The 15,613-nt window shown below is 61.7% G+C and carries 15 protein-coding genes; 10 read left to right on the top strand and 5 right to left on the bottom strand.

Annotation, left to right across the window (positions count from 1 at the left end; all coding sequences use genetic code 11):
* Positions 1-18: 18 nt before the first annotated feature.
* Genes AC1Z3V_RS09180 through AC1Z3V_RS09170 form a run of 3 tightly spaced genes read left to right on the top strand, consistent with a single transcriptional unit; the run spans position 19 to position 2,805 of the window.
* Complete coding sequence (locus AC1Z3V_RS09180; protein WP_483498420.1) at positions 19-1,086, top strand: ABC transporter ATP-binding protein; 1,068 nt, start codon at positions 19-21, stop codon at positions 1,084-1,086.
* 8 nt (positions 1,087-1,094) lie between these two features.
* Complete coding sequence (locus AC1Z3V_RS09175) at positions 1,095-1,997, top strand: ABC transporter permease subunit (protein WP_483498419.1); 903 nt, start codon at positions 1,095-1,097, stop codon at positions 1,995-1,997.
* 10 nt (positions 1,998-2,007) lie between these two features.
* Positions 2,008-2,805 carry an ABC transporter permease gene (locus AC1Z3V_RS09170; RefSeq protein WP_483498418.1) on the top strand — a complete coding sequence of 266 codons (798 nt, stop codon included), beginning with the start codon at positions 2,008-2,010 and terminating at the stop codon, positions 2,803-2,805.
* Positions 2,806-2,915: 110 nt separating this feature from the next.
* Here AC1Z3V_RS09170 and AC1Z3V_RS09165 read toward each other — a convergent pair whose 3' ends face one another.
* Complete coding sequence (locus tag AC1Z3V_RS09165; protein WP_483498417.1) at positions 2,916-3,185, bottom strand: hypothetical protein; 270 nt, start codon at positions 3,183-3,185, stop codon at positions 2,916-2,918.
* 470 nt (positions 3,186-3,655) lie between these two features.
* Positions 3,656-4,657: a helix-turn-helix transcriptional regulator gene (locus AC1Z3V_RS09160; protein WP_483498416.1), complete on the bottom strand. Its 1,002-nt coding sequence runs from the start codon at positions 4,655-4,657 to the stop codon at positions 3,656-3,658.
* Positions 4,658-4,924: 267 nt separating this feature from the next.
* Here AC1Z3V_RS09160 and AC1Z3V_RS09155 point away from each other — a divergent pair, with 267 nt between their 5' ends.
* The gene (locus tag AC1Z3V_RS09155) at positions 4,925-5,302 is read left to right on the top strand and encodes a cupin domain-containing protein (RefSeq protein WP_483498415.1); all 378 of its coding nucleotides are present in this window, start codon (positions 4,925-4,927) and stop codon (positions 5,300-5,302) included.
* Between the two features lie 14 nt (positions 5,303-5,316).
* Positions 5,317-6,711 (top strand): NAD(P)/FAD-dependent oxidoreductase, encoded by a 1,395-nt coding sequence (locus AC1Z3V_RS09150; RefSeq protein ID WP_483498414.1) that lies wholly within the window; start codon positions 5,317-5,319, stop codon positions 6,709-6,711.
* A 95-nt stretch (positions 6,712-6,806) separates the two neighbouring features.
* On the opposite strand, the gene AC1Z3V_RS09145 is transcribed toward AC1Z3V_RS09150, so the two are convergent.
* The 3 genes from AC1Z3V_RS09145 to AC1Z3V_RS09135 all read right to left on the bottom strand — a co-directional run bounded on the left by AC1Z3V_RS09145 (position 6,807) and on the right by AC1Z3V_RS09135 (position 10,537).
* A complete protein-coding gene (locus tag AC1Z3V_RS09145) occupies positions 6,807-7,745 on the bottom strand; it encodes a LysR family transcriptional regulator (protein ID WP_483498413.1) in 939 nt (312 codons plus the stop codon).
* 258 nt (positions 7,746-8,003) lie between these two features.
* Positions 8,004-9,707 carry an amidohydrolase gene (locus tag AC1Z3V_RS09140; RefSeq protein ID WP_483498412.1) on the bottom strand — a complete coding sequence of 568 codons (1,704 nt, stop codon included), beginning with the start codon at positions 9,705-9,707 and terminating at the stop codon, positions 8,004-8,006.
* 419 nt (positions 9,708-10,126) lie between these two features.
* A complete protein-coding gene (locus tag AC1Z3V_RS09135) occupies positions 10,127-10,537 on the bottom strand; it encodes a hypothetical protein (RefSeq protein WP_173518918.1) in 411 nt (136 codons plus the stop codon).
* A gap of 359 nt (positions 10,538-10,896) precedes the next feature.
* Here AC1Z3V_RS09135 and AC1Z3V_RS09130 point away from each other — a divergent pair, with 359 nt between their 5' ends.
* From AC1Z3V_RS09130 to AC1Z3V_RS09110, 5 genes are all read left to right on the top strand, one after another.
* The gene (locus AC1Z3V_RS09130) at positions 10,897-11,577 is read left to right on the top strand and encodes an RNA polymerase sigma factor (RefSeq protein WP_483499609.1); all 681 of its coding nucleotides are present in this window, start codon (positions 10,897-10,899) and stop codon (positions 11,575-11,577) included.
* 89 nt (positions 11,578-11,666) lie between these two features.
* Positions 11,667-12,188: a DUF4142 domain-containing protein gene (locus AC1Z3V_RS09125; protein ID WP_483498411.1), complete on the top strand. Its 522-nt coding sequence runs from the start codon at positions 11,667-11,669 to the stop codon at positions 12,186-12,188.
* An 8-nt stretch (positions 12,189-12,196) separates the two neighbouring features.
* Positions 12,197-12,511 (top strand): cupredoxin domain-containing protein, encoded by a 315-nt coding sequence (locus AC1Z3V_RS09120; RefSeq protein ID WP_483498410.1) that lies wholly within the window; start codon positions 12,197-12,199, stop codon positions 12,509-12,511.
* Between the two features lie 130 nt (positions 12,512-12,641).
* Positions 12,642-13,664: an LLM class flavin-dependent oxidoreductase gene (locus AC1Z3V_RS09115; protein WP_483498409.1), complete on the top strand. Its 1,023-nt coding sequence runs from the start codon at positions 12,642-12,644 to the stop codon at positions 13,662-13,664.
* Between the two features lie 124 nt (positions 13,665-13,788).
* A complete protein-coding gene (locus AC1Z3V_RS09110) occupies positions 13,789-15,519 on the top strand; it encodes an adenylate/guanylate cyclase domain-containing protein (RefSeq protein WP_483498408.1) in 1,731 nt (576 codons plus the stop codon).
* The last annotated feature ends 94 nt before the right edge of the window (positions 15,520-15,613 follow it).

Here is a 15,613-nt window from a genome sequence, read left to right as displayed (position 1 = left end):
ACAGCAGGACCAGACCCCGTGCAATCCTATATTTCGATCGAGAACCTGGCGAAGTCCTATGGCGTCGTCACCGCCGTCAACAACATCAATCTCGGTATCGAGAAGGGCGAGTTTTTCTCGCTTCTCGGCCCCTCGGGCTGCGGAAAATCAACGCTGCTCCGGATGATCGCCGGTTTCGAGACGCCGACATCCGGCGCGATCAAGCTGGAGGGGGCGGATGTCACCGACGTTCCGGCGCATAAGCGTCCGACCAACATGATGTTCCAGTCCTATGCCCTGTTCCCGCATCTGACGGTGGGCAGGAACATCGCCTTCGGATTGCAGCAGGACGGCCTCGACAAGGGTGAGATCAAGAAGCGTATCGACGAGGTCGCGGAAAAGCTGCAATTGACCGCACTGCTTGATCGCAAGCCGGCGCAGCTTTCCGGCGGCCAGCGCCAGCGCGTGGCGCTCGCCCGCGCGCTGGTCAAGCGGCCGAAGGTGCTGCTGCTCGACGAACCGCTCGGCGCGCTCGACAAAAACCTGCGAACCGAAACACAGCTCGAACTCGTCCGCCTGCAGCGGGAACTCGGCCTCACCTTCATCATCGTCACCCACGACCAGCATGAGGCGATGACGGTTTCAACCCGCATCGCCATCATGAGGCAGGGCAAGGTGTTGCAGGTGGGTACGCCGTCGGAGGTCTACGAAACGCCGCAGTCTCGCTATGTCGCCAAGTTTCTTGGCGAAACGAACGTGTTTGCCGGCAGTCGCGCGGATCGCAGCGGCGGCGAACTGCAGATCGACAGCGACGAAGCCGGCGGACGCGTCCGCGCCGCTCCGACCGACCGGGTGTCGCTCGATCGGCCGTTCTGGGTCTCGGTTCGCCCAGAGCGGGTGGAACTTGCGACTTCGGGCGGCGGTCTCGAAGGCACCGTGGAGCAACTCACCTATACCGGCGTCGAGCGGCACTATCGGGTGCGGCTGAAATCGGGGGCAACGCTCGACGCACGTCGGGTCAATCTCGGCGCCGAAAGCGACCTTCGGGTCGGCGATCGGGTGTTCGCAAGCTGGTCGCCGCAGGCAAGCCGGCTCTTGGCCGAATAGGAGGTCCCATGCTCACGGCAGCAACACCGTCCGCAAAGACGAACTGGGGCAGGCGTCTTCTGATCGCCATTCCCTATGCCTGGCTTCTGGTCCTGTTCCTGGCACCCTTTGCACTGGTTGCGGGCATCAGCCTCTCGACCGTGCGGCTCGGCATGCCACCCTTCGAACCGCTGACGGCCTGGGACGGATCGATCCTGAACCTCAGGCTCAGCTTCGAAAACTTCCTCTATGTTCTCACCGACGACACCTATCTGCTTGCCTATCTGACCAGCCTCAAGATCGCGGCGATATCCACCGCCGCCATGCTTTTCATCGCCTATCCGCTCGCCTATGGCATTGCGTCCTGCTCGCCCTCCTCAAGGTCTCTGCTGGTCTTCCTGGTGATCGTGCCCTTCTGGAGCTCGATGCTGATCCGCGTCTATTCCTGGATGAGCATCCTCAGGAACGACGGTCTTCTGAACGCGCTGCTTCTGAAGCTCGGCCTGATCAGCGAGCCGCTGCGCATCCTCAACACCGAGACGGCGATCTACATCGGCATCGTCTACACCTACCTGCCCTTCATGGTGCTGCCGATCTACTCGAACTTGAGCAGTGCCGATCGTACCTTGATCGAAGCGGCGCGCGACCTCGGCTGCTCCCGCATCTCCGCCTTCTGGAGGGTCACCTTCCCCTTGAGCCTTCCCGGTGTCTTGGCCGGCTGCGCCCTGGTCTTTATCCCGGTCGTCGGTGAATTCGTCATCCCGGATCTGCTCGGCGGTGCCGATACGCAGATGATCGGCCGCGCCATCTGGCTCGAATTCTTCAACAACCGTGACTGGCCAATGGCCGCCGCCGTGACGATTGTACTGCTCGCCCTGCTGGTGGTTCCGATCGTCTGCTTCCAGTCGCGCCAGGCGCACACGCGGACCTAGGGAGATGGCCATGACGAAACCAAGCTGGTTCAATCGGCTGTCGATCCTGTTCGGCCTTGCTTTCCTCTATCTGCCGATCGTCGTTCTCGTCGTCTACAGCTTCAACGGCTCGAAGCTCGTGACCGTCTGGGGCGGCTTCTCGACCCAGTGGTATGCGACGGTTCTCGCCAACCCCTCGATCATCGAGGGCGCGAAGGTCAGCTTCCTGGTGGCCGCGGTGTCGGCAACGGCAGCGACCATTCTCGGAACGCTCGCGGCCGTTGTCATGGTGCGGCTTCGCCGCTTCCGTGGCCGGGCGCTGTTGAACGGCATGCTGCTCGCGCCCATGGTCATGCCGGAAGTGGTGATGGCCGTCTCTATGCTTTTGATGTTCGTGACGCTCGGGATCGATCGCGGGCCGCTCACCATCACGCTGGCACACACCACTTTCACGCTCTGCTTTGCCACCGTCGTGCTGCAATCACGGCTGGTCGAACTCGACCCCTCACTGGAAGAGGCGGCGCGCGATCTGGGCTGCACGCCGGCCAAGGCTTTCGTCAGCGTTGCCTTGCCGAACATGTTCCCGGCTCTCGTTTCCGCCTGGCTGCTGTCCTTCACCCTGTCGCTCGACGATCTGGTTATCTCCAGCTTCACGACGGGCCCGGGCGCCTCGACCCTGCCGATGAAGATCTACTCGCAGATCAAGTTCGGGGTGACACCGGAGATCAACGCGATCTCGACGATCATCCTCGGCATCGTGGTGCTTGGATTGGTCGCCGCGCAACTGGTTTCGCGGCGACCGGAACAAGGGGGAAGCGCCGCGGCTTGAAGCAATTCGAAAGACGATTGGAAGGGGATCCCGCGAAATGCGATCTGCCGATGGCGTCCGGATGAACCGTTGCCGTAACGGTCCTATCGACTGGTGGACTGGCTCTATCGCTAACCTGGCGAACGATTTCCTACGGCATGTGCAGCTCGTTGAGGCTGTTGCTGGCTGGGCCTGTGCTTAAGGAGATAGGCATCGGTGCGCTGGCGCTTGTCACCAGTATAGTGTTGGTTTGCGCCGATGCCTGCGTAGTAATCTCCGTCGCATTCCTGTGCAAAGGAAGAAAGGGGCGCGACACCTGTTACCGTCACGAGAATAGTCGCCAACAAAACCCCGCGCTTCCTATTCATTGTTTCCTCCACGTTGCCGACATCATGTCTCATTCTCCTCTTCAAACACGGCCCCGGTCGGTGGTGCAGCATGGAAGACGAGCCGTCTGATGTCACCGGTTTACCGAAGAGTGGCAGCAAGCCGTTGGCGCGCTCATAAACCATCATATACAGCGAGCATAAACGGGCAATTTCGAGACGCGCATTGGATAGTGCTGTCGAAACCTCATCGTGGCGGATTGGCCGGCCTAGGGCGCCAGTAAGCCGCAAACCCTCTGGATGACTGTGCCGTCACTCCTGCGGCCCGGGACAGCCATTCCGATAAATCCCAGACAGCCGTTTACCAAATCGCGGACAATCGACTTTCGTTCGCCTATTTGAGGTCAATTGATTTCGGCGCTTCAGGGTCAAGAAAACATCCGATGGTCCTGCCCCGGAAGAAACGGTGGGATGCCCCTGATCGGCCTGAAGCACACCTTGCAAGTAGGCGCCGTCCAAATTGGAATTGGGTCATGAGGGCTAATTTAGTGCTGCGCCGGCACCCCGCCCGGCGAGAGGTATGAGACCAGCGGATCCTCGAAGGCATTGCTCGCCGACGACACGGCGTCGATGAACAGCGAGAACAGGGCGGTTTGCGAGGTGATGTCGAGCTTGGCGTAGAGGTTGCGGCGATGCAGCTTGACGGTTGCCGGTGAGATGCCGAGCTTTTCAGCAGCACCCTTGACCGAATATCCGCGCAGGATCATTTGCGCGACCTGGCATTCGCGATCAGTGAGCAGGCTGCGGCCAAAGTTCCGGATCGCCTGCGCTAAAGCGCTTTGCAGCGGCGAACTGTCATCGCCAAGGCTTTCGGGCCTGAGGTCGCGATAGTGCCGAAGCACGGCCATGCTGAGCAGCGGTGCTGCGCTCTGCAGAAAATCCTGGTCTTTCCCACTGAAGGCCGCATGCGAATGGCGCCGGGCCAGCGAGATCGCGATCTTCGTGTCGGCATCAATGCCGATGAAGAAATTGAATTCGTCGTGCAGGCCCGAGTGGCGGTAATAGTCGCGGTAATATTGCGACCGGTCGAAGGACGGATCGATCTGCCTCAGGCGGTAAAGACCGTCGTCACCATTGTCGAGCGCCAATCGGTAGAACGGATCGAGCCGGTACGGGCCCTGCAGATAGGCGCGGATATCGGACAAGCCCTTGTCAGTGCGCCAATCGTTGAACAGAATCTTCGGCGCTGCGTTTCGCCGATACAAGAGCATCAGACCTGCATCGATTGCAATGTGTCGCTTGAGCGATTGCGCCAGACGATCCTGGAAATCCGAACGCCCAACCCCCTCCATCAAGGATAGCGCCAGATCGCCAACAGCAGGGGCCTGCTGCGTCGGCGCGCAGACTTTGATGATCGTATCGTCGTTCATGTTGTTCTCCTCCAAGCGCAGATTAGGCGAAGGTTGAACTTGTCGCAAGTAACGGATTTTCACTACGGGATTTCCAAAACTATCGTTTGGGCCGGGCAAAACAACGGCAATCGCCACCAAAGCCCGGCAAGGCAAGACCTGTAGTCCAGTGCGGGGCGTCGTTTACATCCGCAACCTAGCCCTTTGGCGTATACCTAAGGTCATTCCAACCTCTTAGAAAAACAGGACAAGCCGCGCAGTAAGAACGCCGACTTGCAAAGCAAACCGCGACGGACGAGACGACATTGATCTCTGGCACCGCGTCGTATTGCGAAGATTTGAAGCAACGAAACCCTGATGCGCGGCCGATCATCTTGCCGCTCGTCCTTCTGAACTGGAGTGAATATGTCCAAGGTCATCAAACTCGGGCGCAACGGAGTCGGCCTGCGCGAGCTTGAAAAATGCAGCGTCGTGCCCCCGGAGGCGATCCTTTCCGGTTTTTCGGACGAGCTCGGCGACGTTCATTTCGAAAGCCCCGACAAGGCCGTCGCGATCGGCACCTGGCAGTCGACGCCCTATGCGGAAATGCTCTCCTATCCTGAGGGATGCGAATACAGCGTCATCCTCTCGGGCAAGGTCGCGATCACCAACCCGGACGGTTCGGTCGAGACCTTCGAAGCGGGCGAAAGCTACGTCCTGCCGGCTGGCATCGAGGTGCGTTTCGAAGTGCTCGAGACGATGCGCAAGGTCTATGTCCTCTACACCGCACCGGCCGCGAAGTGATGTGAGGCGCGCCCATGACCAAGGTAAGTAGCAAAGCCCTTGCAGATGTGAAGATGACGCCGTTCTGGCTCGATCGGCCGGATGCGCCCGAGCCGCGAGAGCGGCTGACGCGCCATCTGAAGGCGGATCTGCTCGTCGTCGGCGGCGGCTTTACCGGGTTGTGGGGTGCCATCCAGGCCAAGCAGCGCCAGCCCGAAATCGACGTGGTGCTGATCGAGAAGGGCTCGGTCGCCAATGGCGCTTCGGGTCGGCCGGGCGGCGTCGTCTCCACGTCGGTGATGCACGGGCTTTCGAATGCCGTGCGCATCTTTCCCAAGGACATCGCCGCGCTGGAGCGGCTTGGCCAGGAGAACATGCATGGCTTCCTGCGGACCCTTGAGGAACATCAGATCGACTGCCACGCCGAATGGGGCGGCGAGCTGACGGTGGCGGTGGACTATGCCCATATCGAAGCGCTGCACGAGGAGCACGAACTCCACCTCAAATATGGCCACCAGGCCGACTTCCTCGATCAGAGCGCCGTGCGCACCGAAATCAATTCGCCGCGCTACAAGGCTGGCGTCTGGTCGAAGCATATCTGCGGCACGGTGCATCCGGCACTGCTTGCCTTCGGGCTGAAGCGGGTTGCGCTCACCCTCGGCGTTCAGATCTTCGAGAACACCGAGCTCACCGGCCTTGAAGATCTCGGCGACCGGATGAAAGCCACGACGCTCTCGGGAAGCGTCACGGCACAGAAGGTTCTTCTCGCCACCAATGCCTTTGCCTCCGGCCACAAGAAGATCAAGCACCGGGTCGTCGCCGTTCGCGACCGGGTCCTGGCGACGGAACCCCTGTCGGCAGAACGCATGGCGTCGATCGGCTGGAGCCACCGGCAGGGCGTCTACGACACTCGCACGCAGATGAACTACATGCGGCTCACCAAGGACAACCGCATCATCTTTGGCGGCCGACTGGCTTATGCCTTTGCCGGCAATCCTTTCCCTTCCGTCGACAAGGAACTCGAAACCTACGAGCCCCTGGCATCCGCCTTCTTCGACACGTTCCCGCAGCTCGAAGGTGTGCGCTTCACCCACGCCTGGAGCGGACCGATCGATCTCAGCACCCGCATGGCGGTGCATTTCCAGCGGTATTACGGCGAGAAGGTCGTCTATGCCGGCGGCTATTCCGGCTTCGGCGTCTCGGCCTCCCGCTTCGGCGCACGCATCGCGCTCGATATCCTCGACGGTTCGAAGACGCCGGAGAGCCGGCTCGATTTCGCCACCAGCCTGCCGAACGCGATCCCGCCGGAGCCGCTCCGCTGGCTCGGCGCGCAGGTCACCATGTATGCGCTCGACACGGCCGACAAATCCGGCGGCTGGCGCAAGCCCTGGCTGAAAATGGTCTCCGCCATGGGCTTCCCGCTGAGCTGACGCTCTCTCCAGCAAGAGAGTGGACAGGGGCGGAACCGGTTTTACCGGTATCGCCCCTGTCTGGATGTTAGCGTTGAATGAATTCGAGGATGCGGCTATCGCCCGGCCCGCAGGCGCGACGCGCTTCGCCCCGTCTGTGAGACGCCGAATTCGCTGACGAGCAATTTCACGAAAAACGGGACCAGGCCCGACTTTGCACGCGACTTGTCGAAAGCGGCCTGGAACGGTGCCTTGTAGGTGAAGAGATCCGGACGGATCGGCCGCAGCAACCCTTCGCTGACATAACGGCTGGCGAAGTGGTCGGGCAGGTAGCCGAGGTAGCGGCCGGAAAGGATCAGCCGCGCTTCGGCCTCCATGTCGCTGACGGTTGCGCGCGGCGTGGCAATCGAGAAGATCTTGAGGTCGCGGGCGTTCCAATAGGAGCGGCCGATCAGATTGTAGGAGCGGATGTCGTCGATCTCGATCTCGCTGTCATCCCGGGAATAAAGCGGATGCTCGGCGCCGCAATAAAAGCGCTGGGTCTCGTCGTAGAGGTCGAAATATTCCAGCCCCAGCGTCGTGCGCGGAAAACTGGCGATCGCGATGTGAAGCTCCCCCGTTATCACGTCCCTCAGGAGTTCGTGCGGTGGCCGTGTGACGATCGAAAGCGCCACTTCCGGCGCTTCGTCCGTCATGCGGGCAAAGACGCGGTTGAGGCGGGAGGACGGATCGGAGAGCGTGTTGTCGATGAGGCCGACGCAGAGCGTGCCATTCAACTGGTGCTGCAATCCCTTCATGCGGATGTCGAACTGGTCGATCGAGCCGAAGAGGCGCTTGGCTTCCTCGTAGACGGCGCGCCCCTCCTCCGTGAGACGAAAGCCGGACCGGCCGCGCTGGCAAAGGGTGAGGCCCAGCCGGCCCTCCAGCGCCGAAATATGGTTGGAGATCGTCGACAGCGAGAGGTTGAGCTCGCCCTGCGCGGCCGCGAAGCCGCCCGCCTCCACGATCGTGACGTAGATGCGCAGCAGCCTCACGTCCAACGAGTCCAGTGCCATTACAACGCGCCCTTACCTTGATAAAAATCCAAGTGAAGCGCGATTATTATGCATATTCAGGCACTAAGCTAGGGCGGGCCGCGACGATCCCGTGGCAACAGCCTACCAAACTTCAGATGAGCACCGAACAGCTCCGAAAACTCGTAGCGGCAAAGCCCGCGCGCCAAATCGCCTGGCGCCACAGGCGCCCGCCGAAAATGAAAGCGCGATCGCCTTGGCTCACAAGGCGACCGGCAATAATGGTGAGCTCTCTTCGACTTACGGCTGGCGATAGACCTCGTTTCCGGCGAGATAGGTCGCCTCGACCTTGCGTTCCCGGATGGAACGATCAAGCGGATCCGGCAGCGTGCCGTTGATCACGACGAAATCCGCCCACTTGCCGACGCTGATCGAGCCGATCTGGTTGCCCCAGGGTGTCATGTCCGCACCCGCTTGCGTCAACCCGTGCAGCGCCTGGTCGAAGCTCACCGCCTGCTCCGGATGCCAGGGTCCATCACCAAGGCCGAACGGGCTTTCGCGGAAGACGGCGTCGTTGATCTGGGTCAGTGGGCTCAGCGGCGAGGTCGGCCAGTCTGAGCCGAACACCAGCGGTACGCCGGCATCGAGCATCGAATGCCAGACATAGGCCCGCGGCTCGCGTTCGATACCGATGCGTTCGGTGATGTATTTGCCGATCGTGCCGGTTGCATGGTTCGGCTGCATCGAGGCAACGACGCCGAGTTCCTTGAAGCGCTGAATGTCTTTGGTTTCGACCACCTCGATATGTTCGATGCGGTTTGGTTGCGGCCGCGGAACGGACGCCTCCGCAAACGCATCCAGCACGAGACTGACGCCGCCGTCGCCGATCGCATGCACCGCCGTCGGGAAGCCGTTTTCGTTGGAAGCCTTGATCGCGGCGGCAAGCTGCTCCTTGGTTTCGAAAGGCTTGCCCTTCCAGCCGTGCTGGTCGGAATAGTCCTCATGCATATAGGCCGTGCGCGTCGAGAGCACGCCGTCGATCACCGACTTGGTGTAGCCGAGCTTGAGCAGCGGTCCTTTCGTTTCCTGTTCGCCGGAATCCGCGGCGACCTTATCGACCTCGTCGCGATCCTTGACGGCGGCGGCGATCTTCTTCGGGTCGCCCTCGAAGAAGCCGTACCAGACGCGAAGCGGCATCTTCTTCTCAGCGAGGATCGCCGCATAGTCGTGCACGGCGGCAAGGTCGGACATGTCGTTGACGCCGGTGATCCCCAGGCTGTTGGCGAACTTCATCGTCTGCAGTAGTGCCTCGCGTCGTTCGCTATCGCTGGCGACCGGGCGGTGTTTCTCGACAAGATCACCGGCCTTTTCGAGCAGGATACCACTCGGTTCGCCCTTGTCGTCCAAGAGCACCTGCCCGCCCTCTTCGACTTTCGACGTTGCCGTCACGCCGCCGACTTCAAGCGCCTTGGAATTGACCCACACCGAGTGGAAATCGATATCGCGCAGGACGACGACGCGATCCGGCACCACGGCGTCGAGATCCTCCTTGGTCGGCAGCTTGCCTTCGCCAAGCGTGTAGTCCCATCCGCCGCCCATCAGCCAGACGCCCTTGGGCAGGCGCTGATCGGCCTCCTTGATCTTTTCGAGCCAGGTCTTCTTGTCCGGGATGTAGGAAAGATCGACGCCGGTCACCATGTCCATGCCGGATGTGAGATGCGTATGGCCGTCGATGAAGCCCGGCGTGACGGTCTTGCCACCGGCATCGATCACCTTGGTCCCGGCACCGGCGAGTGCCTTGATCTCGTCATTGCTGCCGATCGCGCTGAATTTGCCGTTCTCGACGGCGAAGGCCTGCGCCTTGGCCTTGCTTTCATCGACCGTGCGCACGTCGCCATTCAGAACGATCAGATCGGGCGCTGCCCAAACCGGCTCAGCTGCGCAAACCATGATCGCCAGGACCGAGGTCGCGCTCAGCGCCCGGGTTATTGCTGCCAATGTCATGAAATCCTCCTCCCGCGACTGCATCCCTCCAAGCCCCGGCGAGCCGCGCGACACCGGCGTGGGTGGATGATGCTGCAAGTCGGGAAGGCAGCGATATACTCCCTCGGGCTAGGTTTGCCCGTCGTCCATGCTCATGGACGCCTCCATCGAAGCAGATGTCGAGGCATCACGGCAGCCCGTTGCGCCGGGTCGAAGCTGAGGTGAGGCCGCCAATCCGCGCGCACCTTACAAAGCGGCACGATCGCACTACCTCGCTGCGGGCGCGGAGCCCGGCGACTGGAATTGGCCATGGCTGGCCGCCATGATTCACCGCAGCCTATCTCCCGGCGATCAAGTCCTGTCGCCGGGCATCAAGGACGGGAGGTGAGGGAAGCTTCCGACTGGCGCCCTGGCTTCCCTGATGGTGAGGCCGATCTGGCTCAGCTAAAGAGCGCCTTCAGTCGCGGCCAGAGGCCGATGGCTGAGCGAACCCGCCGGGCCGCATAGGCAGCACGTACCGAGCTGCCGAAATTGCAGTCGCAGACGATGTCGTGCAATTGGTGGTCCGATATTTCGAAGAACCGTTTTGCTTCGCCATAGCTGTCATCGGCAAGGCCCGCGAGCCGCAATTGCGGATCTTCGAATGCAACGGTCATGGGGGAACCGTTGACCTGCATGGCCTGCCGAACGGCAGCGGTCGCACGTTCGGTACCGGAAAGCGTGCCCAATCGGCGATCGGGATTGCTTTCCAAGAGTTCGGCCCAACGTTGAAGCCGTTCCGTTCTCGTCATCACGGGATCGGGACGGATTTCGGCGAGCGCTTGCAATTGTTCAATCGATTGATGCTTCATAGTCGTCTCTCCTGGTCCGAAGATGCGACCTCGGTGCGCGCCCCTCCACACGGAGATCGCCGCTCCACCAACTCGCCAGCACGAACCACAGTTCCCTTCTCAATAAAAAAAACACCGCCGATGCGTACCCCCGCGCGAAACCCGGCCCGGCCTCCAACTATCACTGGCGAAGATGCCCGTATTTTCCCTCCGCGCAGGCAAAATCACGCGAGCGCGGGTACCGGAAAGCGGAGACTCGTTTTCTGTTCCGGTCGCCCTTGGCAAGGGGTATTCTTTCCGTCGACCGATCGGGAACGATTTTGCCGGATCCGCATCAAACGTTGGTTTGGAGGTGGATGATGAAAGATGTTCTCTTGCAAATGCCACGGCTCGCGGCTCAGGCCGATCACTTGACGGACCACGATCTCGTCCAGCGCGCGCTCGCCAATGATCCCGAGGCGTTCCGCACCATCATGCGTCGGCACAATCAACGGCTCTTCCGCATCGCGCGTTCGGTCGTGCGCAACGACAGCATCGCCGAGGATGTGGTGCAGGAGGCCTATCTTCGCGCCTTCGAGCACCTTGAAACTTTCCGTGGTGACGCCAGTCTCACCACCTGGCTTCACCGCGTGGTTCTCAATGAGGCGCTCGGACGCTTGCGCAAGTCGTCCACGCGACATGAGGTTCCCCTGGCGACCGAACAGGCGAGCGCCGACATCGTGCCGTTTCCAAATGCGGCAGGTTCGGACGATCCGGAGCGGGCCCTCGCCCAGCGGCAAATTCTGCGTCTGGTGGAAGAAGCGACGGACGCCTTGCCGGAAGCGTTTCGCCTGGTCTTCACCGCTCGCGTCATAGAAGCGATGAGCGTCGAGGAAACCGCCGCCCTGCTGGACATCAAGCCGGAGACGGTCAGAAGCCGCCTGCACCGGGCCCGCCAGCTCCTGCGCCAACATATCGACCGCAAGATCGGACCCGTGCTGATGAATGCCTTTCCCTTTGCCGGTCGCCGCTGCGAACGGCTGACGGCAGCCGTCATGAGCCGGCTCGGGCTCGTCAGGTAAAATTTTCGGGAACCTTCGTCGATAGCGCGCATCCAATGGGTGTCATCCACAGAAACCGGCGGCAAGGCGCCGCCGGAGAGGAGTTCCCGATGTATGCCCGCCTGACCTCAGCCCTCGTCCTCGCCTGCCTCATCAGTGGCTCCAGCCTTGCGGCTGGGAGCAAGATCACCGATCCCCAGATTGCCCATATCGCCTACACCGCCGGCGTCATCGACATCGAGGCGGCCAAGCAGGCCCTGAAGATTTCGAAGGACAAGGAGGTGCTCGCCTTCGCCAACGACATGCTGCGCGACCACGAGGCCGTGAACAAACAGGCGCTCGATCTCGTGAAGAAACTGAAGGTGAAGCCCGAGGACAATGACACCAGCCGCTCGCTGACGAAGGCAGCCACGCAGGAGCGCGAAAAGCTGGCGAAGCTGAGCGGCACCGACTTCGACAAGGCCTATGTCGCCAACGAGGTTGCCTACCACAAGCAGGTCAACGGCGCGCTCGAAACCCTATTGATCCCGTCTGCGAAGAATGCCGAGCTGAAGGATCTGCTGGAGACCGGCCTCAAGCTGTTTCAGGGCCATCAGCAACATGCCGAGCACGTCGCTGCCATGATGAAGTAGGCCGCGTCATGATCTCGAAGCTGAGGCTTGGTGCCATTGGCGGTCTGGCCCTGATGCTGGCCGGATCGCCGGTGCGGGCCGAAACCATCCGGGTCACGATTGAAAAACTCGTCTTTTCGCCCGCCGAGATCAGCGCCGCCGTGGGCGACGTGATCGAGTGGCAGAACAAGGACGTCATGGCGCATACGGCAACGGCCAAGGGTGATTTCGACATCGTGATACCACCCGGAAAAACGGCGACACTTACCGTAACCAAGGCCGGCACCTTCAACTATTACTGCCGCTTTCACCCGAACATGAAGGCGCGTCTGCAAGTGCGGTAGAACCGGAAGGACCCTGTTCCATAGAGGGCAGGGTCCGCTCTGTTCACGGCGAAGTCACCGATCGCCGTCTGTATCCAAAATCGGAATCGTGTCATGAAGCGGTCGGTTTCATTCGACAGGCGGCACGACCATGAAGAAGATCGGTTTTCTTTCCTTCGGACACTGGACACCTTCGCCCCAGTCGCAGACGCGATCCGCGGCCGACGCTTTGCTGCAGTCGATCGATCTCGCCGTTGCGGCCGAGGAACTGGGCGCGGACGGCGCCTATTTCCGTGTCCATCATTTCGCCCGCCAGCTCGCCTCGCCGTTCCCGCTCTTGGCGGCGACCGGCGCCAAGACCAGCCGGATCGAGATCGGCACTGCCGTCATCGACATGCGCTACGAGAACCCGTTGTACATGGCCGAGGATGCCGGATCGGCCGATCTCATCGCCGGCGGACGCCTGCAGCTCGGCATCAGCCGCGGCTCGCCGGAACAGGTGATCGATGGCTGGCGCCATTTCGGCTACCAGCCAGCCGAGGGCGAAACCGAAAGCGACATGGCGAGACGGCACGCGGAAGTGCTGCTCGACATTTTGCGTGGCGAAGGCTTCGCTGCGCCCAACCCGCGGCCGATGTTTCCCAATCCTCCCGGCCTGCTGCGCATCGAACCTCACTCCGCCGGTCTCAGAGAGCGCATTTGGTGGGGCGCCAGCTCCAACGCCACCGCCGCCTGGGCCGCCAAGCTCGGCATGAACCTGCAAAGTTCGACGCTGAAGGACGACGAGACCGGCCTGCCGTTCCATGTCCAGCAGGCCGACCAGATCCGGGCCTACCGGGAAGCGTGGAAGGCCGCCGGCCATACGCGCGAGCCGCGCGTCTCGGTCAGTCGTAGCATCTTCGCACTGGTGGACGAGCGCGACCGCGCCTATTTCGGGCACGGCAATCAGCACGAGGACAAGATCGGCTTCATCGACGACAAGACGCGGGCGATCTTTGGGCGCAGCTACGCGGCCGAACCGGACGTTCTCATCGAGCAACTGGCAAGGGACGAAGCGATTGCCGAGGCCGACACGCTGCTCCTGACTGTCCCGAACCAGCTCGGCGTCGACTACAACGCCCATGTGATCGAGGCGATCCTGAAGCACGTCGCGCCGGCCCTCAGCTGGCGCTAAAGGCGGGCAACCCGCCGCGGCGGAACTCCGGTTGCCGTTGACCGGACCCATAAGCATTCCCTGATAGACATTTCCGGCGGACGTCCTACAATTCCGTGCATCCCATTTTGCGGAAGCGCGCGACATGGCTGAAGAACGCGCTCAACGGCGTCTCGCCGCAATCGTGGCTGCCGATGTTGTCGGTTACAGCCGCCTCGTCGAACTGGACGAAGGTGGTACGCTTGCAGCGTTGAAAGAACGCCGCAAGCAGATCCTCGATCCCCTCGTCCGCGAACACAACGGCCGCATCGTCAAGACGATGGGCGATGGCGTGCTGGTGGAGTTTGCCAGCGCCGTGAATGCGGTCACCTGTGCGATCGACATTCAGAAGGGCATGGCAGTTGCCAATCAGGGGCTTGCCGACGACCGCCGAATTCTCCTGCGCATCGGCATCAACCTCGGTGATGTCGTCGTCGAAAGCGGCGATCTCTACGGAGACGGCGTCATCGTCGCCGCGCGGCTTCAGACCATGGCCGGTCCCGGCGAAATCTATGTCTCCGGCAACATATACGACCAGGTGAGACGGCGCCTCTTTTGCGATTTCGACGCGCTTGGCCCCCACGCGATCAAGAACATAGTCGAGCCGGTTTCTCTCTATCGCATCGGCACGGCGACCTTGAACCAAGGCAGCGGCGCCAAGACCTCCTTGCCGTTGCCCATCAAACCATCCATCGCCGTCCTTCCCTTCACCAATATGAGCAACGAGCCGGAGCAAGAGGTCTTCGTCGACGGCTTGACCGAAGACCTGATCACAGATCTCTCCAGGGCCGGCGGGCTGTTCGTCATCGCCAGCAATTCGGTTTTTGCCTACAAGGGCCGGCATGAGGATGTGCGCCGCATCGCGCGCGAACTCGGCGTTCGCTACGTGCTGGAAGGCAGCGCCCGGCGGGCGGCGGGCCGTGTTCGCATCAACGCCCAACTGATCGATGCCCTGGAGGGCGATCACCTGTGGGCGGAGCGGTTCGACCGCAGCCTGGAGGATATCTTCGCCGTTCAGGACGAGGTGACGAGCAGGATCGTCGAAGCCCTGGTCGGGCGCCTCACCGACGCGCCGGCCCGCAACCGCCCATCGAACCTGAAAGCCTACGACTATTGCGTGCGAGCGCGCTCGCTCGGTCTGCAAACCGCAGGGGCAGCAAGGGAAGCGATCTTTCTTCTCCAGCGGGCGCTCGCACTCGATCCCGACTATGCGGAGGCGCATCGATTGCTGGCGCTTAACCTCTGGTTGAGTTGGGAATTCTGGGACCAGCCGATCGTTCCCTATCGGCAGCGCTCCGTCGACGAAGCGCAAAGGGCGGTAGCGCTCGACCCCAACGACGCCGGGAACCGCTGGGTCCTCGGCATCATTCTCGGTCACGAGCGCCGTTGGGAAGAATCCGACGCCGAGTTCGACCTCGCCCTGACGCTTGATCCCAACCATGCCGATGCCTGGGCGATGCGCTCCGACCTCATCGTCCTTTGCGGTCGACCGGCGCAGGCGATCGAGCATGTTCACAAGGCGCTTCGCCTCAACCCGCACCCACCGGGTTGGTACTATTGGATGCTTGGTCAGGCTCAATATGGCATTCGGGATTACGAGGCCGCAGTCCAAACCTTGCGCCACCCTGCGACCTACCGGGCGACATCACGCCGCCTGCTCGCTGCCAGTCTGGCGCGGCTCGGTCGCCTGGACGAGGCGCGGACGGAAGCGCAATTGTTCTTGATGAACAATCCAAACTTCACGATCGCCCAATGGGCCGCCTCTCAACCGTTCCGGGACGAGAAGATATTGCAGCACTTCGTCGAAGGCTACCGCCTGCTGGACCTGCCCGAATAGGGCACCGACCGACAGACGCGCGAGATCGCTATCTCACGCGTCGCCTCTACAGCGCCGCGCGTCTTATCAGACGCGCAAAGGCCGCTGTAGGACT

The organism is Ensifer sp. 38_S197 (genome assembly GCF_056924495.1).
This window is presented reverse-complemented; position numbering and strand designations above follow the sequence as displayed.

Bases quoted from the DNA above. Each gene is read 5' to 3' on its own strand.
- AC1Z3V_RS09175 (WP_483498419.1), top strand. From the start codon at position 1,095: ATGCTCACGGCAGCAACACCGTCCGCAAAGACGAACTGGGGCAGGCGT.
- AC1Z3V_RS09170 (WP_483498418.1), top strand. From the start codon at position 2,008: ATGACGAAACCAAGCTGGTTCAATCGGCTGTCGATCCTGTTCGGCCTT.
- AC1Z3V_RS09165 (WP_483498417.1), bottom strand. From the start codon at position 3,185: ATGAGACATGATGTCGGCAACGTGGAGGAAACAATGAATAGGAAGCGC.
- AC1Z3V_RS09155 (WP_483498415.1), top strand. From the start codon at position 4,925: ATGTCCAAGGTCATCAAACTCGGGCGCAACGGAGTCGGCCTGCGCGAG.
- AC1Z3V_RS09150 (WP_483498414.1), top strand. From the start codon at position 5,317: ATGACCAAGGTAAGTAGCAAAGCCCTTGCAGATGTGAAGATGACGCCG.
- AC1Z3V_RS09145 (WP_483498413.1), bottom strand. From the start codon at position 7,745: ATGGCACTGGACTCGTTGGACGTGAGGCTGCTGCGCATCTACGTCACG.
- AC1Z3V_RS09140 (WP_483498412.1), bottom strand. From the start codon at position 9,707: ATGACATTGGCAGCAATAACCCGGGCGCTGAGCGCGACCTCGGTCCTG.
- AC1Z3V_RS09135 (WP_173518918.1), bottom strand. From the start codon at position 10,537: ATGAAGCATCAATCGATTGAACAATTGCAAGCGCTCGCCGAAATCCGT.
- AC1Z3V_RS09130 (WP_483499609.1), top strand. From the start codon at position 10,897: ATGCCACGGCTCGCGGCTCAGGCCGATCACTTGACGGACCACGATCTC.
- AC1Z3V_RS09125 (WP_483498411.1), top strand. From the start codon at position 11,667: ATGTATGCCCGCCTGACCTCAGCCCTCGTCCTCGCCTGCCTCATCAGT.
- AC1Z3V_RS09120 (WP_483498410.1), top strand. From the start codon at position 12,197: ATGATCTCGAAGCTGAGGCTTGGTGCCATTGGCGGTCTGGCCCTGATG.
- AC1Z3V_RS09115 (WP_483498409.1), top strand. From the start codon at position 12,642: ATGAAGAAGATCGGTTTTCTTTCCTTCGGACACTGGACACCTTCGCCC.
- AC1Z3V_RS09110 (WP_483498408.1), top strand. From the start codon at position 13,789: ATGGCTGAAGAACGCGCTCAACGGCGTCTCGCCGCAATCGTGGCTGCC.